This window comes from Leptospiraceae bacterium (genome assembly GCA_024233835.1).
Lineage (GTDB): Bacteria > Spirochaetota > Leptospiria > Leptospirales > Leptospiraceae > JACKPC01.
The window spans coordinates 714118-739487 of sequence record JACKPC010000002.1; the positions used below are offsets into that span (position 1 = coordinate 714118).

Annotated in this window: 17 protein-coding genes and 1 rRNA gene; 5 read left to right on the forward strand and 13 right to left on the reverse strand. The window is 38.2% G+C overall.

Annotation, left to right across the window (positions count from 1 at the left end):
- Window positions 1-72 precede the first annotated feature (72 nt).
- Together H7A25_12430 and H7A25_12435 are read left to right on the forward strand one after the other, a co-directional pair.
- Window positions 73-1791 carry a response regulator gene (locus H7A25_12430; protein MCP5500706.1) on the forward strand — a complete coding sequence of 573 codons (1719 nt, stop codon included), beginning with the start codon at window positions 73-75 and terminating at the stop codon, window positions 1789-1791.
- A 204-nt stretch (window positions 1792-1995) separates the two neighbouring features.
- Window positions 1996-2844 (forward strand): hypothetical protein, encoded by an 849-nt coding sequence (locus tag H7A25_12435; protein ID MCP5500707.1) that lies wholly within the window; start codon window positions 1996-1998, stop codon window positions 2842-2844.
- 73 nt (window positions 2845-2917) lie between these two features.
- On the opposite strand, the gene H7A25_12440 is transcribed toward H7A25_12435, so the two are convergent.
- From H7A25_12440 to rplM, 7 genes are all read right to left on the reverse strand, one after another.
- Window positions 2918-4801 carry a long-chain fatty acid--CoA ligase gene (locus H7A25_12440; protein MCP5500708.1) on the reverse strand — a complete coding sequence of 628 codons (1884 nt, stop codon included), beginning with the start codon at window positions 4799-4801 and terminating at the stop codon, window positions 2918-2920.
- Window positions 4802-4977: 176 nt separating this feature from the next.
- Window positions 4978-7946 (reverse strand): 23S ribosomal RNA (locus H7A25_12445).
- 327 nt (window positions 7947-8273) lie between these two features.
- Window positions 8274-8765, reverse strand: coding sequence for a YajQ family cyclic di-GMP-binding protein (locus H7A25_12450; protein MCP5500709.1), 492 nt, complete (start codon window positions 8763-8765; stop codon window positions 8274-8276).
- Window positions 8766-8774: 9 nt separating this feature from the next.
- Window positions 8775-11522: an alanine--tRNA ligase gene (alaS, locus tag H7A25_12455; protein MCP5500710.1), complete on the reverse strand. Its 2748-nt coding sequence runs from the start codon at window positions 11520-11522 to the stop codon at window positions 8775-8777.
- A gap of 4 nt (window positions 11523-11526) precedes the next feature.
- Window positions 11527-12003, reverse strand: a complete 477-nt coding sequence (locus tag H7A25_12460) for a regulatory protein RecX (protein MCP5500711.1) — start codon at window positions 12001-12003, stop codon at window positions 11527-11529.
- Window positions 12004-12032: 29 nt separating this feature from the next.
- Entirely contained in the window at window positions 12033-12431 is a 399-nt protein-coding gene (rpsI, locus tag H7A25_12465) for a 30S ribosomal protein S9 (GenBank protein MCP5500712.1), read from the reverse strand.
- A 9-nt stretch (window positions 12432-12440) separates the two neighbouring features.
- Window positions 12441-12890, reverse strand: coding sequence for a 50S ribosomal protein L13 (gene rplM, locus H7A25_12470; GenBank protein ID MCP5500713.1), 450 nt, complete (start codon window positions 12888-12890; stop codon window positions 12441-12443).
- Between the two features lie 66 nt (window positions 12891-12956).
- Here rplM and thiL point away from each other — a divergent pair, with 66 nt between their 5' ends.
- On the forward strand, window positions 12957-13871 hold the full coding sequence (gene thiL, locus H7A25_12475) for a thiamine-phosphate kinase (GenBank protein MCP5500714.1): 915 nt from the start codon (window positions 12957-12959) through the stop codon (window positions 13869-13871).
- 10 nt (window positions 13872-13881) lie between these two features.
- Complete coding sequence (locus H7A25_12480; protein ID MCP5500715.1) at window positions 13882-14961, forward strand: alpha/beta hydrolase; 1080 nt, start codon at window positions 13882-13884, stop codon at window positions 14959-14961.
- A gap of 734 nt (window positions 14962-15695) precedes the next feature.
- On the opposite strand, the gene H7A25_12485 is transcribed toward H7A25_12480, so the two are convergent.
- The 6 genes from H7A25_12485 to H7A25_12510 all read right to left on the reverse strand — a co-directional run bounded on the left by H7A25_12485 (window position 15696) and on the right by H7A25_12510 (window position 24285).
- Window positions 15696-16739 carry a hypothetical protein gene (locus tag H7A25_12485; protein MCP5500716.1) on the reverse strand — a complete coding sequence of 348 codons (1044 nt, stop codon included), beginning with the start codon at window positions 16737-16739 and terminating at the stop codon, window positions 15696-15698.
- Window positions 16736-18442 carry a DEAD/DEAH box helicase family protein gene (locus H7A25_12490; protein MCP5500717.1) on the reverse strand — a complete coding sequence of 569 codons (1707 nt, stop codon included), beginning with the start codon at window positions 18440-18442 and terminating at the stop codon, window positions 16736-16738. The genes H7A25_12485 and H7A25_12490 overlap by 4 nt, the downstream gene beginning before the upstream one ends.
- 784 nt (window positions 18443-19226) lie before the next feature.
- Window positions 19227-20243, reverse strand: coding sequence for a hypothetical protein (locus tag H7A25_12495; protein MCP5500718.1), 1017 nt, complete (start codon window positions 20241-20243; stop codon window positions 19227-19229).
- Window positions 20244-20246: 3 nt separating this feature from the next.
- Window positions 20247-21758: a DUF1501 domain-containing protein gene (locus H7A25_12500; GenBank protein MCP5500719.1), complete on the reverse strand. Its 1512-nt coding sequence runs from the start codon at window positions 21756-21758 to the stop codon at window positions 20247-20249.
- A gap of 1 nt (window position 21759) precedes the next feature.
- Complete coding sequence (locus H7A25_12505; GenBank protein MCP5500720.1) at window positions 21760-23823, reverse strand: hypothetical protein; 2064 nt, start codon at window positions 23821-23823, stop codon at window positions 21760-21762.
- Window positions 23824-24147: 324 nt separating this feature from the next.
- Window positions 24148-24285, reverse strand: a complete 138-nt coding sequence (locus tag H7A25_12510) for a hypothetical protein (protein ID MCP5500721.1) — start codon at window positions 24283-24285, stop codon at window positions 24148-24150.
- Between the two features lie 241 nt (window positions 24286-24526).
- Here H7A25_12510 and lenA point away from each other — a divergent pair, with 241 nt between their 5' ends.
- Window positions 24527-25363: a lipoprotein LenA gene (lenA, locus tag H7A25_12515; protein MCP5500722.1), complete on the forward strand. Its 837-nt coding sequence runs from the start codon at window positions 24527-24529 to the stop codon at window positions 25361-25363.
- Window positions 25364-25370: the final 7 nt, after the last annotated feature.

A 25370-nucleotide genomic window follows, 5' to 3' on the forward strand; every position in this document is an offset into this window, starting at 1 on the left:
GACGATAATTCTTACTCTTTTTATTCTTAATCATATTGAAGCTATAATTTTAAATCTTCAAAAAATAGACCTATGGATCTTACATACTACACACAAACAAAATTACGTTTCATACTTACTTTTAATGTAATCGGATTCTTTTCTTCCCTTGGAATGTTAACTTTGTTTGCCTTAACAAAAGAAATAAACCCATTTGTAAGTACCATTACCACAGTGGTTCTTCCTATTTTCCTTGCAGGTATTTATTTCTGTTATTCGAAAAAAGTTATCCATGCCTCTTATAGTTCCTTTTTGACTATAGTCTGTGCCTGTAGCATATCACCATTTCTAAATATAGCAGTATTTATATCCTTTATCACCATCTTTATTTTTTCCTACGGACTCTTATCTATTCGAAAAATTCAATTTTACGGTTATATATTTCTAATAACTGTAGCATGTATATTCAAACTTCTATTAGAAATTGATTCATTTTCCCTCAAGTTTTTTTCTCCTTCCTCACTATCTGTCTCCAACCTGAGTTTATTAAGCATATTCATATTCTCTATTTTTTCTTATTCCTTATTTATATATTATTTAGTTGAAAAAGGTTTACGAAATTCGGAGGAATTGTTACTCGCCAAACTTGCCCTTGAAAAGCAAAATAGAGAAACTGAAGAAGCATCGAATTCCAAATCAATCTTTCTTGCACGTGTGAATCACGAATTACGCACTCCCATGCAAGCAGCCCTTTCTGCCAGTGAGCTACTGCCTCAATCACCTGAAAACTTGCCTATTCTAAGAGCTGCCATTTCACAATCTTTACTCATTATTGAAGACATCCTGGATTTTACAAGAATTGCAAAAAACAATATGAAACTTCAATCTAAAAAATTTTCACTACTCCTGGGAATGCATGAACTCATACAGGTCTATCAAAGTAAAACCCCGGATTCAGTAGAAATACAGACTGAGTTTGCAGCAGATATCCCCAGTCATTTTATAGGAGATCCTACCAGATTTTTTGATATAATCAGAAACCTTTTATCCAATGCAGTTAAGTGGACAAACTCCGGTATTATTAAAGTGAAATTATATTGGGAAGATCAAAGTTATTCAAGACTGGGTTTTACAATAACTGACAATGGCCCGGGAATCCCTGATGACCTTATAAAAAATATTTTTGAACCTTTTATCCAGGGAAAATTACGTCATACAAGTGAACAGGGAGTCGGACTTGGATTGTATATTGCCAGGAAAGCTGTAGAAGCTATGAATGGAAGTATAAAAGTCCAAAACAGAAAAGAAGGTGGAGCCATATTTTCTTTCTCTATTGCTTTGCAGCCCTGCAAAGAATGGCTAAATGCAAATGAAAAAGAAAATCATTGTTATCAATGTCCCAATAACCCTAAAATTCTACAGCATACAATAGCTAATAATAAGACTATCAATTATAAACTTAAAATACTTATTGTAGAAGACGTAGAAGTAAATGCAAATCTTCTAAAGAAACTCTTACACAGAGAGGGTTTTCAAGAACTTGAGTTGGCTTTTACCGGACAGGAAGCAATTAAGAAAATTACAGAGCTAAGACCTGATATAGTTTTTTTAGACCTGAACCTTCCTGATATGGACGGTTTTAATATAGTAAGAACTTTAAGAGAACGAAATATTGAACCCAAATATATTGTTTTAACCGGGGATGCAACGACAGATGTATTTGAACATTGCCGAGAAATTGGTTTAAATAATATTTTACCTAAACCGGCTAAAATAAATAAGATTATGGAAGCTTTACATCAAGCTCAATAAAACACATATTATCCTAAATACAATCCGAATGGATAAATTCAAATATTTTATTATTTACTTTTTTCGAAGTCTATAATAAAGAAATTTATGACATCTAAAACTAAAGCTTTCCTGGCTTACTTTACGGGCTTTATTGCCTCCATCATATACGGTTTGAGTTGCCAGTATGCTGTAAAAAATACAGAAACTTCTTCTCTCGTTGTTATGACCTGGGGCTTCGTATTTATTCTTCCTTTTTCTTTGGGAGTAATAACAGTATACTTTGCTTCGGAAAAGCGTCAAAATTCTCTCGCTTTCCGAATTTTAATGCCCTGGGTATCTGCAACAGTCAGCTTGTTATTGACAATCGTTACCGGTCTTGAAGGAACTATTTGCATGATTATGGCTCTCCCCATATATCTTTTCATGTCCAGCATTGGTGGAGTATTGACCGGTATATACCTGAATCATAATTCGAATCGTCCGAATCGACTTGTTTTTCTTTCTATTTTTCTATTTCTTCCATTTACCGAGGCAAGAATTGAAAATAATTTTCCTCTGATAACTGAAATCCGCACAGTACATAGCACAATTGATATAAAAGCTAACTCTAAAACTGTCTGGTCTCATATTACTCGTATCCCAAAAATAACAGAAAAACAAAGCGGACTTTTTTACACAATGGGCTTTCCTAAACCGGTAGAAGCTACACTTTCACATGATGGTGTCGGGGGAATCAGAGAAGCCAAATTTGAGAGAGGTTTAATGTTTCTGGAGACCATTACAGTCTGGGAAGAAAATAAAAGATTGATTTTTACCATAAAATCAGATCCGGAAAAAACTCCTTTAACAACCCTTGATCCGCATGTTGTGGTTGGAGGGGATTACTTTGATACATTATTAGGAAAATATGAAATTGAAATATTAGATAATAACACTATCCGACTTCACTTAGAAAGTAAATTCAGGATATCCACCCGCTTCAATTTCTACGCACATCTATGGAGTGACTTTCTGATGAGAGACATTCAGGAGAATATCTTACGTGTTATAAAAGAGAGATGTGAAAAATAAAACAAGATAAAAGGGGCTATAGTCGCTTAAGTATTACGACTTTTTAAACAGCCCCCTTACAAAAACTTAATTCCTAAACATACATCTCTTTAATTAAGGATGCATATTTATCACTAATTACATTTCTTTTCATCTTATAGAGATTGGTTAACTCATCACCAACTTCCATAGCTTTTGGTAGGAAACGGAAGTCACTTAACTTCTCAAAAGACTTGAATCCGTTTTCAGATGAAACCATACTCTTAACAATCTTAGCAAAATGCGCTTTTACTTCTTTATTGTTATTTAAGTTTTCATCCTTAGAAAATTTAAGACCGGCTTCGGCCATCTTCTCATAATCAGGCCAGATAAGCGCCGTTAGAGATTTCTGATCCTGACCTACAACGATTACCTGATTGACCAGATTATGTTCTAATAGTAGGTTTTCAATAGGAACCGGCTCCACATTTTCTCCACCTAAAAGAACGATTGTATCCTTCATCCTTCCACGAATAGAAAGGGTGCCATTCAGGCTAATAAAACCTAAATCTCCGGTATTCAACCAGCCATTGTTTAGAGCCTTGGAAGTAGCCTCTTCGTTTTTATAATAACCCTTCATGACCTGAGGGCCTTTTACATGTATAACTCCCAATTCGCCGGTAGGAACTTCTTCACCCTTGTCATTCAATATTTTAACACTGGTTCCGGGAGGTCTAAAACCTACGCTTCCCTGAACGATTTTTCCAACTGTACGAACAGAGATAATTGGGGCACACTCAGTCATTCCGTAACCTTCATAAACAGGAATGCCTATAACATTAAAAAATTCATCTACATGAGGAGGAAGTGCTCCACCACCGGATATCGTTCCGCGAAGTTTACCACCTAAAACCGCACGAATTTTTTCAAATACAATTCCATCCATAATTTTTGCCGGAATCATCAGGTTTACAGAGGTAAATAGAGAAAGTGCGGTGTTTTGTGCCTTTTCTATAGGATCTTCTTCCTTCAGCATTAACTTATTGCCTTCGAGATAATCGACCGCATTTCTATAGTTTTTGCAAATATCATAAGCTGCATCGAAAAGCATTTTTTGTATAGGAGAAGCTTTATCGACTTTTGCTTTAATCCCCATATAAAGGTTTTCCCAGAGTCTCGGAGCAGACGCCATAAATGTGGGTTTAACTCTTGCAAAATCATCTCGTAAATCACGAACATTCGTATAATAATATCCAACTCCCTGAGAGATGATAGCATAATACATGGCTCTTTCAAATATATGCCATACAGGTAGTATAGTCAAAGATCTATCTTCTTTCGCGATTCCAACCATAGGAGGCACTGTCACCACATTGTATATCATATTCCTGTGGGTTAACATAACACCTTTTGGAAGACCTGTGGTCCCGGAAGTATAAATGATTGTAAACAGATCGTCTTCTTTAACTTCCTTTTCCCGCTTTTTAAGTTCTTCGAGGTGCTTCTCACGTAGAGCTTCACCCTCTTTTATTGCATCTTCTAAGGAAATAACCATAGGGTTATCTTCTTTCAGCTTAAATTTTGAGTCCAATACGATAATTTTCTGAACCTGAGTTTTTGGTATTTCAGGCAAAACACTTGTTAAAAGCTTTTCATGCTCAATAAAACAAACCTTACTACCACTATGTTCAAGAATGTATTCAATCTCCTGAGGAGTTGAATCAGAACCTCTGGGTACGTTTGATGAGCCAATAATTAATGCAGTAATATCTGCTATTGCCCATTCTACACGATTATCAGACATTAGTCCGACTCTATCTCCAGATTCTACACCCAGCTCAATTAAGTAGCAACCTAAACTCTGTGCTTTATTATAAATTTCTTTCAAGGAAACCCCTTGAAAGTTTTTCTTTGCATCTTTAGTGAAATACAATGGCTTATCATTATATTTCTGCAATGCTACCTGGAACAGTTCATTGATGGTTTTAAATTGACTCATTTCTTCGTATTATCCTTACGCCTATTTTTCAGCAATTCCCAGAAAACGCAATCTGATTACTTCTATGGTTAGTTCATTTTTGAATTTATATTTGGCAAGTAGAATTTTTCCAAAACCAATTAGTTATGAAATGAAGTGGAGAGAATAAAAAACCCCATCGAGTTGATGGGGTTTTTGGTAATATGGTCAAGTCTCACGGCCTATTAGTACTACTTGGCTGAATGTGTTACCACACTTACACCTGTAGCCTATCAACCGGGTCATCTTCCCGGGGCCTTTAGCCTTGCGGAGGGAGATCTTATCTTTGGAGAGGCTTCCCGCTTATATGCTTTCAGCGGTTATCCCGTCCGGATATAGCTACTCAGCAATGCCACTGGCGTGACAACTGATACACCATGGATCCGTTCACCCCGGTCCTCTCGTACTAGGGGCAACTTCCTTCAAATCTCCTTCGCCTGCGATGGATAGGGACCGAACTGTCTCACGACGTTCTGAACCCAGCTCGCGTACCGCTTTAAATGGCGAACAGCCATACCCTTGGGACCTGCTTCAGCCCCAGGATGCGACGAGCCGACATCGAGGTGCCAAACCGCGTCGTCGATATGAACTCTTGGACGCGATCAGCCTGTTATCCCCGGAGTACCTTTTATCCGTTGAGCGATGGCCCTTCCACTCAGAACCACCGGATCACTAAGCCCTGCTTTCGCATCTGCTCGACTTGTTGGTCTCGCAGTCAAGCTCCCTTCTGCCTTTACACTCTTTGCGCGATTTCCGTCCGCGCTGAGGGAACCTTTGGGCGCCTCCGTTACACTTTGGGAGGCGACCGCCCCAGTCAAACCGCCCGCCTGACAATGTCTTGTGTAATTCACACAGTTAGAACTCGAGTTCACTAAGGGTGGTATTTCAACGATGACTCAACACAAACTAGCGTCCATGTCTCTCAGTCTCCCACCTATCCTACACATAATAAACCAAAGTTCAATGCCAGGTTACAGTAAAGGTTCACGGGGTCTTTCCGTCCTATCGCAGGTAGCCCGCATCTTCACGGGCATTACAATTTCGCCGAGACTCTCGTTGAGACAGTAGGGAGGTCGTTACACCATTCGTGCAGGTCGGAACTTACCCGACAAGGAATTTCGCTACCTTAGGACCGTCATAGTTACGGCCGCCGTTTACCGGGGCTTCGATTCGAAGCTTCGCTTGCGCTAACATCTCCTCTTAACCTTCCGGCACCGGGCAGGTGTCAGTCCCTATACGTCATCTTACGATTTCGCAGAGACCTGTGTTTTTGGTAAACAGTCGCCACCCTCTTTTCACTGCGTCCGACTCGAGCTTCACCGCGGGGCTTCACTCAATTCGGATCCCTTTCTCCCGAAGTTACAGGGACATTTTGCCGAGTTCCTTAACGAAAGTTATCTCGAACACCTTGGAATTCTCTTCCCACCCACCTGTGTCGGTTTGCGGTACGGACATTATGACCTAAACTTAGAAGCTATTTCTTGGCAGCTTGGAATCTTTAGCTTATTCTCATCTCTGAGACTTCCCGATATACCTCCGCTCAAGATGCGGATTTTCCTGCATCTCTCATAGCCTACATATACCAACAGGGTCTACCAACGCCCCGCTCTAAATATCCTTCTGCGTCACTCCTTCGCACAATCATAACGGTGCAGGAATATTAACCTGCTTGCCATCGACTACGCCTCTCGGCCTCGCCTTAGGACCCGACTAACCCCCGGCGGATTTGCCTTCCCGGGGAATCCTTGGGTTTTCGGTGAAGGGGACTCTCACCCCTTTTTACGCTACTCATGCCGGCATTCTCACTTCTTACTCCTCCAATACGCCTCTCGGTATATCTTCATCGGATGAAAGAACGCTCCCCTACCGCGTGCATCACTGCACACCCGTGTCTTCGGTATCATGCTTAGTCCCATACATTTTCGGCGCAGAAACACTCGACCAGTGAGCTATTACGCACTCTTTCAAGGGTGGCTGCTTCTAAGCCAACCTCCTGGTTGTCTCCGTATCTCCACATCCTTTCACACTTAGCATGAATTTTGGGACCTTAGACGACGGTCCGGGCTGTTTCCCTTTTGACCACGAAGCTTATCCCCCGTAGTCTGACTGCCATACTTCAAGTCACAGTATTCGGAGTTTGATAGGGTTTGGTAAGCTTGTGGGCCCCCTAGCCCTGTCAGTAGCTCTACCCCTGTGACTAAACATATGACGCTAGCCCTAAAGCTATTTCGGGGAGAACCAGCTATTGCCAGATTTGGTTGGCCTTTCACCCCTATCCACAGGTCATCCCAAGACTTTTCAACGTCAACGGGTTCGGCCCTCCACTGAGTTTTACCTCACTTTCAGCCTGCCCATGGATAGCTCATCTGGCTTCGGGCTTACTCCATGCTACTTTTCTCGCGCTATTAACACTCGCTTTCGCTTCGCCTCCGACATCTCACTGTCTTAAGCTCGCAACATAGAGTAACTCGCCGGCTCATTCTACAAAAGGCACACCATCACACATCTCAAGTGCTTTGATACCTTGTAAGCATACGGTTTCAGGTTCTATTTCACTCCGGTCCCCCGGTTCTTTTCACCTTTCCCTCACGGTACTCGTCCACTATCGGTCACTGAGGAGTATTTAGCCTTGGAGAGTGGTCCCTCCAGATTCCCACAAAATTACACGTGTTCCGTGGTACTCAGGAATTCCACTAAGAGAGTTGATTATTTCGAATACAGGACTTTCACCTTCTCTGGTCGGCTTTTCCAATACCGTTCCTCTATACTCAACCTTTTTTACTCTTCGTGAGATCATGAACTCTCACTTGTGGCTCCTTCAACACCTCTGCTACAGCGGTCCATGCCTGTAACATAGACAGAGGTTTGGGCTCTTTCGCTTTCGCTCACCGCTACTCACAAAATCGAACTTTCTTTCTTCTCCTCCGGGTACTAAGATGTTTCAATTCCCCGGGTATCGCCCCCACTCGCATGGGTGACAGGCTATCGCCTGCCGGGTTCCCCCATTCGGAAATCAACGGATCAACGCTTGTTTACAACTCCCCGTCGCTTATCGCAGCAAACCACGTCCTTCTTCGCCTCTCAGTGCCCTGGCATCCCCCGTATGCCCTTACTTACTTGACCATATTACTTATCACATAACTTACGTCATGCAATCCTAACGTCTCGCAAGAATGAGCCTGGTTCTTCTTTTCTTCTACTAATTCCAGGTGTCTTCACTAAAATTGTAATTATTAATTAATTTCTTTCTTTTATTGTTTTTGTTCTCAATAAAATAACTTTTTACTATACGACTTGATTCAGTTAATAATGAACTTGCGACTCGCATCATTCTCCAGAACCTTTACCTCGTCCCGAACTACTGCCCCTCGCGTGAAAAACAACTTCCCATACACTCTCCACTACGTCAACACTTTTTTGTATTTATTACTAAGAAAAATTAAAAATTTTTATTTTACTTATAGTTTGTAAACTGAACATCAAACTTCAATTCAGCACTTTTTAAGAGTTTTTGAATTTCTTGCAAATCGTCTTTCTTTTTACTGCTGACACGCACACAGTCTCCCATGTTAACCACCTGGACTTTTATTTTCGAGTCTTTGATGAGTTTGGTGATTTCTTTTGTGTGGTCTTTTTCCAGTCCATCCTGAACTTTTACCTTCATACGACAGGTTTGTCCGCTGGAAGCTTCAATCTTTCCTTCGAAGTTAAAAGCTTTTAAACCGATGCCGCGTTTAATCAGTTTGTTTTGAAAGACATCAATTACCTGTTTGAGTTTAATATCATTATCTGAGATAATTGTAATATCTTTTTCATCCAGTTTTACTTCTGATTTTGAACCCTTGAAATCAAAACGGGTGTTTAATTCCGTATTGGCAAGGGCAACTGCGTTACTTAGTTCCGATCTATCTATTTTTGAAACAATATCGAATGATGAATCAGCCATTCTTTTCCCTCACTTTTTTAATATATTAAGTACTTCTTGAAATACATCCTGAATTTTATCCGCATCTTTTGCACTACCCTGGGCCATTTCCGGCTTACCACCACCTCGGCCACTCGCTATGGGAGCTGTGTCTTTGAGTAGTTGATTACACTGCACTCCTTCTTTTGTGGCTTCTTTATTGCACATATAGAGTAGGGTAAGATTGGAAGACGTTTTTAAAGCAAATAAAATCAGGGTAGGTTTTCCTGTATTTTTAATCTTATCTGCCAGTTGCTTTAATGCGTCTAAAGGAATTTCTCCTTCAAATATTTCTTGAATGACTCTGACTTTTTTAACTTCAATCGCTTTTTGATTCAACTCATCGGAACGGGAAAGAAGGTCCCTGTTTTCAAGGTTTTGCTGTTTTTTCTTTTCCTTAAATAGGGCCTGCTTATTTGTTTCTAATTGTTCCGATAAATGTGCCTTCAGGATCCTGAGTTCTTTTACAGCTCCGGCACCTTTACTTAGGAAAAGTTTTTCTACTTCCTCCGGTCCGGGTGCGTTTTTTCGAATCATGAGTTCGGAAACAGGAGTCTTCAGTTCATTTACCTGCATATTCAGAGCCTGAATTTCTTCTTCTAAGGCCTGGAAAGCTTCCTGGAAGTAAGAAATAACCGGTGGGCCACATACGGCTTCAATCCTGCGATTCCCGGCACCCGGACTGGATTCTTTAGTAATTAAAAAATACTGAATATCTCTTGTATTTTTCACATGACAGCCACCACAAAGTTCTAAGGAAAATGTATCCATCTCTACAACACGAACTTTATCACCATATTTTTCATCAAAAGCAGCCACGGCTCCTTTGGCCTTTGCTTCGGCTATCGGTAGTACAGTAGTTACTACTTCAACTCCTGTTTGAATGGCTTCGTTTACTTTTTCTTCGATTTGTTCGAGTTCTTTGGTGCTCAAAGCATTGGGGTGTGAAAAGTCAAATCGAAGGTGTTCACTGGATACCAGAGAGGCTTTTTGCATTACATGGGTACCGAGAATAGAACGTAAAGCTCCATTTAAGAGATGAGTTCCGGAATGGTGATAAGCCAAAAGGTTTCTTCTATTGGAGTCAATTTCCAGTTCCACTTCTGTTCCGGGTGTAAATTCGCCTTTCAAAACTTCTCCGATATGCAGAAAGGTGTCGTTTTCTTTCTGGGTATCTGTTACTTTGAAAAGGGCAGTGTTTGTTTTTATATAACCTGTATCTCCAACCTGACCACCCCCTTCTGCATAGAAAGGTGTTTCTTTTGTAACCAGAACTCCCTGTTCTCCTGCTTGTAAAGAGTTTACTAAATTTGAATCTTTGAATATAAGATTAATCTCAGATGTCCCGGAGAAGGAATGGTAACCTGTAAATACAGTGATAGAAGGGCTTTCTATCCCGGTGAGTAAAGACTCTTTCTTTCCTTTCCAGGAATCTCTGGCAATAGCTCTATCTTTCTCTAATTCTTCTTGAAAGCTTTTTTCATCGAAAACCATTCCTCTTTCTTCTAAAAGCTCTTTTGTCATTTCGGGAGGAAACCCGAAGGTACTATAGAGCCGAAAAGAATCTACTCCTTTAAAGACGGTTTCTTTCTTTGCAAGATAGGTTTGGAGAATATTTTCTAACTGATCCAATCCGAGTTCGAGTGTATTCAAAAAGAGCTTTTCTTCTGCCAGGACAATTGAACAAACCTGAGCTTCTTTTACTTTCAATTCGGGATAGGAATTTTGGTATATTTCTGCAATGACAGGAATTAACTTATAAAAGAAAGTTTCTTTTAAACCAATTTTTCTTGCATAAAGGCTGGCTCTACGGATAAGTCTTCGAATTACATAACCTCTACCGGTTCTATCCGGATAAATTCCATCGGATATCGCAAAACAAACAGCCCTTGCATGATCGGTCAGAACCCGAAAAGAAGCTGCATTATTTTTGGTATAGGAAACACCGCTCAAAGTTTCAATAGATTGTATAATTTTTTTTAGTTCATCGGTATCATAAACGGAATCCACATTTTGAATGAGAAGAGCAATGCGTTCGAGACCGGAACCTGTGTCTATTCCTGTTTGTTTGAGAGGATTCAGTTTCCCGGTTTTATCCTGATCGAACTGATTGAATACAAGATTCCAGTATTCCAGGAATCTATCACAGTCACAACCCGGCTTACAACTCGCCTTATTTCCACAGCCTTCAAAACCTTTTTCTATTCCCCTATCAAAATATAGTTCCGAACAGGGGCCGCAGGCACCGGTTTCTCCTGCAGGTCCCCAGAAGTTATCCGCTTTTCCCAGACGAACAATTCGCTCCCTGGGAATTCCTGCTTTAACCCAGAGTTCAATCGCCTCATCATCATCTTCATAAACCGATATCCAAATTTTATCTACCGGAAAACCAAGATGATTTACAGAGAAATCCAGAGCATATTCTATAGCTTCTTTTTTGAAATAATCTCCAAAGCTAAAATTACCGAGCATTTCAAAAAAAGTACAGTGCCTTTCTGTTTTTCCTACCCGTTCAAGATCCGTGGTTCTCAGGCACTTCTGAGAAGAGGTTGCACGGGTATAAGGAAGTTCAACTGCTCCGGTAAAAAGAGGCTTGAATTGAACCATGCCTGCTGTAGTAAAAAGAAGGCTGGGATCTCCCGCCGGAATAAGGCTTGAGGAAGAAACGTGAACGTGATTCTTGGACTTAAAATAACTTAGATACGCATTACGAATTTCAGCGACAGTTTTTGGGTACATAATTTTACTCGGCTTCTAAAGAAGAATGTAGATTTTTAAGACAGTTTTTAATTTCGGTATCAAGATAACCATAAGAACGAAGTTGTCTGTGCAATTTCGGTAAAGCTTCCTTACTCAAAGGAAATTTTACTTTCTTTTGGATTAGTTTATTACAATTTGAAAGCCAGGCTTCTTTTGTAATTTTAGATAATTCGGATTTTATAATTTCTTTATGAATTCCAAAAATTAGCAGTTCACTTGTGATTCGATTGATACCCCAGAGCTTATGTGTCATTCGGAAATAAATACGATTGGAAGCAAAACGCCCATCATCCAACAATCTTTCATCCTGTAGCTTACGTATCACTTCCTGAATAAACTCAGGATCTGCACCTTTTTTGGTTAAGAATTCTTTGATTTCTTGAGAAGAGCGGTCTCTTGTGCTGATGAAACGAAGCACAAGAGAATAATAACCGCTTTTTGAATTGAGGTCTTTTTTCAATTAAGCTATCCCTAAAGGAATAGAGGAAATTAACGTTTGGAGAACTGGGTACCTCTTCTCGCTTTGTGTAAACCGTATTTCTTTCTTTCCACCATCCGGGAATCCCTGGTAAGAAAGCCTTCGACTTTTAAATCTTTGCGAGTATCCGGTTGAGCTTTGATAAGAGCCCTGGCGATAGCATGCTTGATAGCTCCAATCTGACCATTGATCCCACCACCTTTTACATTGAGAATCAGGTCGTATTTTTCTTTGGCATTTATTTTTAAAAGAGGTCTAATAGCTTCGTCAACACGGCTACTTCCACCCTGAATGTATTCATTTACATCTTTATTATTAATGGTAATTTTACCTTTTCCCTCGGTCAACTTTACCCTGGCTATAGATGTTTTTCTCCTTCCTACAGCCCAGATTCCTTTTTTATCTGACATGATTACTCCTTAAAAGTCCAATTCTACAGGTTTCTGAGCCTGCATGTTATGATTTGAGCCGGAAAAAATTCGAATATTAGTCATCATTTGACTTCCAAGTCTATTCTTAGGAAGCATACCCTTTACTCCGATTTCAATAATCTTTCTGGGATCTTTTGCTTTTAACTCGGTAAAGGTCTGTGTGGTTAAACCGCCCGGATAATTGGAGTGTCTGTGATATTTTTTTTGGGCAGCTTTGTTACCGGTAACTTTTACCTTATCAGCATTGATGACGATAATGTTGTCTCCACAATCCTGATTGGGAGTAAACGCCGGTTTATGTTTTCCTCTGAGTCTCGATGCAACAAAAGCGCAAAGACGGCCCAGGGTTTTACCTTCCGCATCGACTACATACCAATTTTTCTCTATTTCTTCTTTTTTTAATACAGGTGTTTTATGTATTGGAGCTACTGTTGTCATGAATATACAAATTTCCTCTAGGGAACCATCATTAAAAGGTAATAAATATAGTCAAGAGAAATCAAGATGAAAGAAGAAAATATAATCAAAAACTTCTTTCCTGAGGGACAATTTCCGCAGGATGATTGTTTTTTCTGGAAGAATCAATTCTTAATCACAACGGATACAATGGCTGAAGGAACCCATTTTTTACATGAATGGAGTTCACCGGAACAATTAGCTATTAAATTAATCGAGGTAAATATCTCGGATATTGCCGCGAGCGGTGGAAGTCCGGAACTGGCATTTTTAAACCTCGGCCTTTCCAAAATTTCTGCTCGTTCGAACTGGATAAATGCTTTTTCAGAAGTCTTAAAAAGCGAGTTGAATCGGTATGAAATTCAACTGGCCGGTGGAGATACATTTTTTTCCCAAAAAACCTGCATCGGAATGACTCTAATTGGTAAGACCGAAAAACCAATTAATAGAGATGGAGGAAAAGAGGGGGATTTTTTATATTTGAGTGGAAAAACGGGCCTCTCCCTTCTCGGATACAGGATTTTGAAAGGAGAGATTTTTCCGATTTCCTCTGAACTCCGGAAACAAGCTGTAGAAAGGCACCTTTCTCCCAGAAGCAGACTAAGCTTATCAAAAGAGTTGCTTCGAGAAATACCGATTCACGCCATGATGGATGTTACAGATGGAATCATACAGGATGCGAGCAGGCTGGCACTGGCTTCCGGGCTTCAAATTGAAATTCAAATCGAAAATCTACCTTTTGAACAGGAACTTCAAAGAGTTTTGACTTATGATGATCTTCTCTCTTCCGGGGAGGAGTTGGAATTGCTTTTTTTGTCTCCTGCGGAAATATCAAAGGAGGAATTTCCTGAGATTCAAAAAATTGGATATGCAAAAAGTGGAAAAATCGGTCTAAGTTTTTATTTGAATGAAAAAGAATACAGGCCCAAGCAGCATGGGTTTTTGCATTTTTCTGTGGAATGAAGGAGCTTTAATGAAAATACTTTTAAAACTATTTATGTTCAGTCTTTTGTGGACACTTACTTTCTGTGCAAAAAAAGATAATAAAACGGATGAAGAAAAGTTGCTGGCTTATTTTGTATCTAGCATAAGTCAGGAAGTAAATCATAAACTTTTTAAATACCAGGCCGGAACACCCGGTGTATCGGCTGAAAGTCAATTTTTACTGGCAGGTACTCAAAATAAAACCTCAAAGCTAAAAGTGATTTTTATTCATGGCTGGGACTTTACTGAGAAATCATCTGATCCACCTACTTCCGATTCAAAAAAAATTCAGAATATTAAGGATACCTGGGGAATCGCTTTTAAGATTTACGATGAAACGATTCTCAATCTGGCAAATCAGGGACAAGAATCAAGTTATGATGTATATGCTTTTACTTATAGAACAGCTGATTCTATTTTAGACAATGGAAAACGTCTCATAGATACTCTCAATGCCAATTTTGTGGCTTCTGATAAGGTGGTGATTGTGGCCCATTCTATGGGAGGATTGATTTCCAGGATAGCTTTATATCACGAAAATAATACTTCTGATGTGATAGATTATATTGTGAGTCTCGGAACGCCCTATTATGGTTCACCCTTTGCCAGTTCTGCCTATCAGAATAGTTCGGGAGTGTTAGGTGACTTATCCAGTTTTGCAACGAATTCACAGGGCGGAAAGGAACTGGGACATACCAATACAGGAAATGATACTTTTATTACAGATGCGGTGAATTTAAGCCTCGATTTGAGTAATGAAAAAACAGCTAAGGATAATCGCATTTATCCTTACGCCGGAAATTTGGGGCCACCTTTATCCTGTTCTATCGCAGAAGGAGGAGATATTTATGTAAATGGTTGCAAGGCTTTACAGTCGGGAAGTCCAACCTTTTTATTTTCCGATGGAATTGTGCCCATGTTTAGTGCCAGAATGGGAAATAAAGTTAGTTCTAACTATACTATCAAAGCGGGCTTTGATCATAAAATGTTATCTTTCAGACCGGAAAGTATTACCACAAGAGCTTTTTTTACTGAGGTAATTACAAAGGTGCTGGCCTTTACATTTTGAGGTTTGGCTGAAGGATTTATGTAACCAAATATGTCTTATCTGTTTTCTTAAATTCTTCCACTATCCCTGCACATTGAAGGCGACCCTCCGGAGGATCTCCTACGCTTTGCTATGGTTGTTGAGTCTGTCGAACCACACCAACCGCTGTGATTACCGGATATGAAAAACACTTGCCTTTTTTTAAGCAGGGATAGTCTAATAGAAAAGGGAAAAAAATGAGTATATATATTTTGATTGTTGGTTTAATTGGAATTGCCTGCTGGTTATTGGTGGGTATAAAAGTTGCTTCACGTTTGTTTGCAAGGGAATTTCGCAAAGAAATTAAAAATGAACGATGAGTTTTTGGATTCCTTATTATTCATTCTTGTAGTTTCAGCGGTGGGATTGATTCTATACTTATTTATTAATTTTTCAAATTATAAAGAATATGCAGAAATACTTATTTATCTAATTTCGTTTATAGGCTCTGTTTTGACAATTTATGAATATCTTTTTAAAAAGAAAAAATAATCTTATTGAATCTTTCAATGAATAATAAGCTCTGGCACTTAAACTTAAAATTTCCAAAGTAATAATTGACGAAAAATTTGGAAGAGAATATTTACGTCCGCTGTGTTTGCTCTCAATAAAGAATCATAAAATGAAAAACACTTGTTTTTTGCTTTGAGCTATGGTTAATTCTTCATATCAAAAAGTCTTTATACCTGATGAGTTTTGAAAAACCAAAAGCCCGATTATGAAATACAGCAAATACCTTTGAGTTTTAAAGTATTATCTTCTATTTCAAAGGTATTTGTAATCTTTCCACAGAATTCACAGTGTATGGAATCCGGCTTGCGTATTAGAGAATTATAATCTACAAAAATTTTTCTGGAATTTTTTCTTCTCTGAAGTAATATTTCAATACGGTAGACCGGGATTCTGGTTCTTAACCATTGTATCACCTCATATTCAAGTGAAATCTTGTATTTTCTTTTTATATCAGTCACTTTTGATAAGTATTCTTTTTCTATCGAACTTATCCTTTGTTTTTCCAGACCGCAATCATAGGAAAGATCCTTTTTTAGTTTCCCGGCTACTTTTTCTATAATTTGATTTTGCATATCTGTATAATAACTATAAATCCTTTCATAATCTCTATTCATTCTTCTGTCCATTCCATGAATAAAAGAAGAAAAAGTTTCATAACAGGAGGCCCGGATAAGAAATTCGACAGGTTCCAAAATTTCTGAAATGTTTCTTGCTTCCTTCTTAAAATTTGAATAGGGTAATGATTCTACAGTATTAATAGGATCTAATACAGCTTTACCTAGTTCGGGAGATAGCAATAAATTAGATTCATTTATGCTTAAAGGAAAAATAGCTTCCCGTTTTTCATCGGAACTTGCAATTGCTTTGATAATGAAAGTGGAATATATACTAAATTGTTGTTCTATATTCTTAATTTTATATATAGAATTATGCAAAATAAGTTCTTTTGCGATTATTTTTTCTGCATCAGGTGCTTTAGGAGATACCTGAAGTTCAGGTATATAAAAACCGTGTGTACCTTCCGTATGCAGGAAATTTAAAAATTTTTCCGGCCACTCAGAATCAATATGAATATTTATTTGTTTATCTGAAAACTTTTCTGAAAAATTTAAAGAAACAAACTCAGGAACCTCCCACTCAAGTTGCAGTTCTCTCGGTAAGAGGGCTTCTATGGAATCTTCACTCTTTTCATATTCAATATTTTTATATTGAAATAATTTTTCTGTAATCTCTTTTAGGTTGCTCATATCAGTACTTCAAATTCATCTCCAAATAAGCTTTCATCGAGAGTTTTGGAATTAATATATTCTTCTTTAGCTTTTAATAATCCTTCCCCTAATTGAGTGAAAGGTTCAGATTGATTGTTATTTGAAGAGTCAAGCCAGGATTTATAGACCAAAGAATTAAAATCGTCTTCCGAATCCATTTCACCAAGTATTGACTGTATTTCTCCGACTACAAGCTCGAACATATTAATTTTCTCATCTAATATTTTTAACAGATAATCTTCAAGTGTATTTTTGGATGTCAGGTTAAACACAAAGACTTCTCTTTCCTGTCCGATTCTATGAATACGACCAATTCGTTGTTCTATAACCTGTGGGTTCCAGGGAAGATCAAAATTAATCAGTGTATTACAAAATTGTAAATTACGTCCTTCGCCACCTGACTCAGTACTGAGAAGAATAGGATAAAGTTCCTTAAAGTTTTCGACAGCCTCGTCCTTTTCTCTGGCTGAAATACTACCTGAAAATATAACATGCTCTAGTTTATTCTTCTCTAACTCTTTTGATAGATAGTTTAAAGTTTCTGTATGTCTTACGAAAATTATTTTTTTCTCATTAGGATTTTTCTTTAGTAGTTCTATAAGAGTTTCTACTTTCGTACTCTTATCTATGTGTTTGTATATTTTTAATAATTCCATCCACTCAGAACTTAAATTCTCTTTATGATTTTCTATAAACTTATTAAGGGAATTATAAATTGTAAAATGTGTGGAACCTGCAGCCTGCAGGAGATGTTGAAATTGTAATTTCTGGGTGGATGAAGTTTTATCATAAGAATCTATAATTAGTTTATTAATTTTTTTATATGCGTTTAATTCTTCGGTACTAAAATCTTTACGTATTGTTAATACAGTTCGTGGAGGTAGTTTTATATCAACTAAAGAACGTGTATTTCTTATCATGATATCTCTCATCAAATCCTGTAACTTTCCTCTATTTAATGGAATGCGGGGGTTTTGTGGCGATACATACGCTTCTTTGAAATCTTTTTCTGTTTTAAAAATTCCGGGCTTTAAGAGAGTTAGTAGATTATATAATTCTATCAGATTATTCTGTACGGGTGTAGCTGATAGAAGGAGAATAAACTTTTTTTGTAATAGGTTAATTGTTTGCCAATTTTTTGATTTTCTATTTTTTAAGTGATGAGCTTCATCAACAATAATCAAATCATAATTTAGTTTAGAAACAATCCTCGTGTGTTTATCTCTTCGAACAGTTGCAATGGATGCAATTACCAGATTTTCTTTCCAAAAATTATCCGGATCTTCTTTGAGGTTCGGATTTTGGGTCGTAGTAAATTCAATACCAAATTTAGTAAGTAATTCTTCTTGCCATTGACTGACTAAGCTGGCCGGAGTAATAATTAATACTTTTTTAACAAGTCCCCTTGTTAGATATTCTTTTAAGACGAGACCGGCTTCGATAGTTTTTCCGAGTCCTACTTCGTCGGAAAGGAGAACTCTTCCACGAAATTGTTTAAGAACTTTTTTTGCTGTTTCTAACTGATAGGGAAATGGGCTAATCGTAATAAAAGGAATACATAATAGACTTTCAAAAGACTTAAATAATTTTAAATTTTCTAGTTGATTACGAAGAAAAAAAACATCAAGACTATTAGAGGATACTTTAAAAGCTTTTAGTACTTTGGAATTTTTAGGTTTCATGAAAAACTCAATTCCACGAAAAGCTTTTTCCAATGGCTTAAAATGTAAACGATCTTTAACTTTATCTAATAAGTCCTTGTGAGCTCTTTCTTCCTCTTCGAGTTTTTGTTTTCTTTTTTCTTCCAGTGCCTTTTCTTTTTTTATCTTCTTTAACTTTTCTAATTTTTCTTTTTGTTTGGTTTGGAGAAGTTTTTCTTCTTCTTTAATTCTTTCTTTTATTTTTTCAGCCTCATCTCGTTGCCATTTTTTTAATAATGATATATAAGCTTCAGCCCAGTCTTTATTTATAAATGGAGGATATACCATGGGGTCCTTTTTTTTCCACTTAAGAAAAAGCTTATAGTTCTTTAGGGCAGAGGGATAAACTTCATTAATAATTTGCATTATCATAATAGGTAAAACAATATATTCCTCTAAAACTTTATCATAAATCGATTCATAATAGATTGAAAAACTTTCATATTCTTCTGCGACTAAGCAAGCGTAAAGTGCATAGATTTTCATAACAAGATCATCCGGATAAGCACTAATAGCTTCCCTGGCCAAAGTATAGGCTTCTTTTGATAACGCGGAAATTAAGTTTTCCAGTTTATTATAATATTCCAATGGTTCTAACTTTGGTTTAGCTTGTTTTTTAGTCTTTGAAGATTTATTATTTGATTCTTTTTTTTCTTCATCGTTATTATTAACTTCATCAGAAACTTTAGGTTGTTCAAATAAAAAAAGTTGTTCCTGCTTGTGATTATTCATAATTATTAAAGTATTTAGTATTCCTAATATAATTTCAAAACCTGGTTACAACCCCTATATTCACCCCGTAAAAACCCAGATAATTACGACTGCTGGCTGAAGTGATTTTTGTAGAAGATTTGGCTTCTGTCCATTTACCGGATTCGAAGTAATAACCCGATGGTGTTCCAATAGATAAAATACTCGCCTGGTAATAAGCCCCAACTTTCAGACCGATAGAATCAAGAAGTTTAACAATCAGTCCCATTTCCACAAGACCCATAAATCCACTGAATGAGTTAATTTTTAAAATAGCCAGCTGTAATTTAGTTTTATCTAAATTATTTAAATCCGGTAGAGTCATGCCACTTGCATTATAGGCTATCGAATTTAATTTTGACTTGCCTCCCAAAAATTGGAATTCAATATTCGTATAAAATCCGAATAGACTTCCTGTCATACTCGTGCCGAAAGAAAAGGTAAAAGCTCCTGTTCTAAATTGGAAGTCGCCTTCCCCAAAAAGATAATCCGCCGGTGTAAGGGTTTTGTTCTCATATTTGGGAGAGCGATATCCATAAGTAACAAAAGGTCCGGACTGACGAATTCTTTCATAACCAAATGCTACTTCGTAGGATTGAGGACTTAAATAATCCATCATCCCGGCCATTAATTTGAAACCTAAAAGATGTTGAGAGCTATCTGCATCATCATAAATGTAGGTCGATTTATCACCGAAGCTATCCCTGTGATAATAGATTTTACCACTGGAAGCATAATGAATCGCATAAGCAAAACTATCAGATAGCTTATGTCCAAATTTCACCTTTGAGTTTGTAGTGGACTCATTACTTCTCTTTATATCCCGAAATAGTTCGCTGGAATTGGAGGTTAAACTGTTGGCAAACCTCATGCTACTTAATAGGGAACCTACTGACTCAGGGCCTCTATTTCCGAGCTGGGTAGAGCCTACAGCCACTTCTAAAAGTCTAGTTAGTGCAGAAGATTCTTCTGCAAATAAACTGGAATAAAAAAGGATAGAACTAAACAAAAAGAGAAATATTAATCTAATCATATATTATAAAAAACTCAGGCTTACTCCACTTTCAATGCCTGTGCTACTGATAATAGATCCTGTATCATCTTTCATGGTTGGTAAAGGATATATTGTTTCATTAAATACGGTAGAAGAAGAACCCGGATTTACCCAGTCACAAACTTTTCCGAAAACTTTATGGAAGGCGGTTCTTCCCTGTATATCCCGGTTGAACATATCTAAAGGTGCTTTTCCGCTTGCGTCTTCCGTGCTCTCCCTTGTTGGAAACATTTCTCCGTATATACCACCCACAACCTGCCCGCCGATAACTAATACCGTATTTCCCCTGCCATGATCCGTTCCGAGATCTCCATTGGATTTTAGCTGCCTGCCAAACTCTCCACTGATTACTATAACTGAGCTATTAAAAATAGCCGGATTATTCTTGAAGACGGCATGAAAGCCCCGGTTATAACCAAAAATATCGTTAAGCTGGGGTTCTATATCGCTCTGTTGATTTTTATGGCTGTCCCAGTAATTATAATTCAAAGAGAAAATTCTTGGTTTTAGTAAATCGGAAACCACAAAGGCGTCATAAAGAGATAAAATTTGGGTTCTAAAATTACTGGTTTTGAAACCTGTTTGTCCGTTAGCATCGGTTTGAAAAAAACCGGAATCCATACCCAGAGCAGAGTACGTTTCAGCCAGACTACTACCACTGCTTAAACGAGCCCTGATCTGGGTGCTCAAGCTTTGCAGTTTTATCTGCTGGTTAAAGAATTTCTCATATACGGTTCCGGAGTATTGAGAAGCTCTCTGGCTATAGTAAGCATTTAAAGCTCGAATACCCCTATCGTTGGTGCTGATTCTTCCATTTGTATCTACAGAAGCCTGGCTTAAACCAAAATTTCTCGAATTGGTAAATGATAAAAGTTTACTTTTCTGACTTGTATTGCAAAAAGCGCGGGGTTGGTTACTTAAAGAAAGTAGCCTTCCATCACTCAGAGTTTCAATAAGCCTTCCCCCCCATCCGCTTTGACCGCTCTGACCGGCTTTTGTTTCATAGATTCCGCTTTGTAAAACGAGAAGAGAATGGGGATGGTCACGGCTAATAGAGTGATAAACGTTATTGATAATCGCCACTTTACCGGCTTTGATTTGTTCGATAAGCCAGGTATTTGCACCTTCTGCACTATTATTGGTTTTTAATATACCGAATTCTATAGTATTACCGGAGCTGTCTTTTAGACTAACTGCTTCATAGTTATTGGCAAATGCCGTATTCCAACTTGCAGGATCGGATACAGCCGTTCCCTTACCTATGGCTGTGGTTCGATTATTCCAGAATTTATAACCATAACTTTTTGTGTCACTCGAAGGTTTGGGAACAAAAAGGTGGCGGAAATCCGGCCCTCCTTCTAAAAGAAGATTTATGAGTGTATTACCATAAGTCGATTGACCCAATAGTTCCTGGAATGGAAGTCCGGAAGTGGCCAGGGCTCCAAAGGAAGCTCCCATTAATTTTAAAAATTGTTTTCTACTTAAACTCTTCATCTTATAGTCCTTCCTGAACAAACATAAACGGGGTAGATATAATAAAATCAATCGCATAACCGATTCGGGCGTTATCATCCTGGTTATTCGTTGTGGATTCACCCGTTTTATACATCAAATCAGAGGCGAAAGAACGATACAGGTTTCCGATGGCACTGGTTGAATCATTTAGCTGGGCTTCGGTAATGACCATGGAGTTAATGCTTGTATTCTTACAATCCCAGGTGGAGGTTTTACAGGTTTCATCTGTCTGGAACATGAAATCGGTTCCGGTGGCTAAAAGAGCGTAAATATGTGCTTTCTCTAAAATACCGAAATGCTTCAGGTTTGCATCTCCCGTAAAACGTATCCATAAAAATTCCGCCACATCACTAACAGGAAAATTTTCTGTTTTGGAGGAAAGCTTGGAACTCTGGGAAAAAAGCTTTCGAAAGTCTTTTGATTCTACATTCGTAGAACCATTCCAGTAAGAACTCGTACCGTAACGGTTGGAGCGTGCCGAATTATATTGCAGGGTAAATACATCATCACTCTCCGCTGCTTCTATACCGGTTTGTCCACCGAATACATCGTGTTCCGGTCGAAAGGGAATTACCGTTTCATTACGAAGTCGGCTAAAAGGAGATAAGAGTTCGGTGCTCGCTTCCGTATTAGATGTAGTTACAAGATTGACTATAGTCAGGATTCTATCAATAGAAGTTCTGTATTTAACTCGAGTAGAATTATGAAAGGCTGTCGATACAGCGTATTTGCGAAGAAACTCTATGAGGTTTTTATTACTCATATCTTTCCATAAGGCTCGAATCGTCGCTAACTTGGCATGAATCTCATCAGTAGTTCCAACAATCGGATTGGAAGGATCCAGGTTTTCATCGGCATAAAAACGAACCAGGATTACCGGTAGATTCTGTAGACTTTCCGGATGTGAAATCGAATTTGGAGAAATGGCTGTAAAGCGCTCTCTGGCATTGTTTCCACTTATGTTCTGATTATAAATGGAAAGTTCTCCTGTTTGATGATAAGTGCTTCCGTATACAGCTACCGTATCCTTAAACTGTCCCTTATCCAGAACCTGAATATCGGTCAGGGCTTCTGCGGTTTGACGGATGGTTTTTAACTCATGGTTATAAAAATTTTCCGGGTTACCGCTACAGGTATCGGTGCTGAGTTTTCCGCAGTCCCCGTTTACTCCTGTTCCCAGAATTCCGAAATAGAGCTGGTGGTATTCTCTCGCAAAATCTTCGTTGCCTCTAAAGGTTGCATTTTGAATTACATTTTTCCTGTGATTATACTGAGTAGCTACAGCTGCCGAAAGGGCTGCATTACGAAGAACTACGTGATATTCGTATCCACCGGCTATATCGTTTACAATATCATCGAAATACTGTAACATCTGGGGAGAGTCTACATTTTTATCGAGATTGATCGACATGTGATAGTTGGTTTCTATCATTCCTACCTTAAAGCGGAAGGGATTTAGACCCCTAAGTCGGACCGCTCCTAAAAAACTATAACCCGGTGCATTACCATAGCGAATCATCTGGTTGTAGTTTGAAGGACTATTTGTATACCTGCCCGCAGTAAAAATTTTGGATAAGCCGGACAGGGATCGTTCTGAGTAGGATATTTCAGTTGGATTGTTCCCATCTAAAGCCCGTGCGAGCTTTGTATTGTCTACAGTCATAGAAAGCATTTCAATAATAGCTGCCGAAGGACTCATATCGGCCCAGGTGGTAATTTGCGCATCACTGGCCGGACCTCCGTAAGCGAAAGTAAGCAGGACTTTCCGAACGGCAGTTTCATCCCAGGCAGTATCACTGAGTGTATAGGCAGTTTGATAGGTTGCTGCGTCATCACTGGCACCTGAGGCGTTGACCGCAGGGATAAAAACACCTTCAATGTAAGGTTGTGCTGTTAGAATGGAAAAAAGAGCGGTCTTCGCAGCTTTTTCATCGCAGTTGCTGAGTCTTCCGCATTCGATTACATTTTTTATCCGACACTGACTGAGAAATGAAAGAATGAGAAGAGAAAGAACGTATAAACTAAAAATTCTGGAATTCTTCATCAAAGGAGAACCTCTTACAGGCTACCATAAATCCTCAATTCGTTTTAAGACAATAGCTTTTTTAAAAATCTTGCAGGTAATCAAGAATTTAGATTTTTCCACTTATCACTGTAAAACCAGGGGCTTAGGTAAGCCCAATTTTCAAACGCAACATAATCTTAATTCTTTCTAAAAAATTCATAGATAGCTATTACCGAACCGGTAAAAGATACTATGTAAATAATAAGTTCTGAGTAAATCTTAAATTCTTTATAAGTTGATAATAAATATAATAGAAAGCCGCACCATGCAACTCCTAAAATAAAAAGAATTGAATCCGTTTTATCATTTACTTCTTTCTAATTTATAAATTTCTTTTTTGACTTCTCGGGCAATTATCCTTGAAGCTGCACGCAAAGCAATATACGACCACGATGCAATTCCAATAATTCCGATAATTATAGTCAAGTTATATGGTTCCATATTACACTTCCTTGATACATCTTATTATATTGAAATTTGAGCATTAGTCAATCAATTATTTGTCCACCAAGGTGCTTCGAACTCTATCGCTACTTAACAGCCTGGTTACATTTTAGTGGACAGTTTGACTGGAACTGCCCGGAGTTTTCGAACGGATAACCAGAACTCAATCATTTTTAGCCTGTCTTTCCAAAAAACTTGCTTTACGTTTTAATAATTGTTTTATTTTTGCTTATGTATTATGAAAAAAATACTCCTCCTGTTTATTTCATTACTTATAGTGGTTTCTTCCTGTAAGAAAAAGGAAGAAGAGAATAAGGTTGATAATACCCAGATTTTAGGTAAACGCTATCCCGATGGAAATGTCTTTATCACTTCAGTTCCGGGTTCTACAAAAAAACAAGACAGAGTCGCCCTGGTTTATGATTTAGAAGAGGTAACCGGTCTTGAAATCAAGAGTGAAGGGAATAAAGAATACCTCAAATTAAAGACCGTAACCGGTAAAGAAGGGTATGCTCCTCTGGATCGTTTTGTGGAAGTAGTTTATTTTGCAGTGGGAGATGGAATAACTGCCTTTTTAAAACCAACCCTGACCGCTCCGACCAAGGGGAAAATGGACAAGGGAGCTTTATGTTATATTAAGGAAACCCTGAGTGAATGGGGAAGAGCAACCTGCTACAGTGCAAAACTTACCTTTGGTGAAGTGCCCGAAACGTATTATAATGTATGGATACAACTAAGCGATCCGGGTTTATCTAAAGATCCTATGCTCGGTCAAACAGCTTTAACTATTCGTAACGCCACAAAAGTTATTGCCAAGGCGATGAAAACAGAAAACCCCGAAGAAGCAGCTAAATTGCGGAAAGAAGCTAAAGAAACACTGAATAAAGCCATAGAAAAAGAGGATGTTTTTAAGGCCTATGCCCAGGAGCTTTTAGCCAAACTCGAGCCCTTAGAAGGCGGACAGAAAAAAGAAGAAACAAATAATCCAGCACCGGGTTCAGAAGGAAAAGAAACTCCGCCGGAAACAAAAACCAGGGATATGGATACACCAGTGGAAACAAAACCGGAAGGTTAAGAGGAAT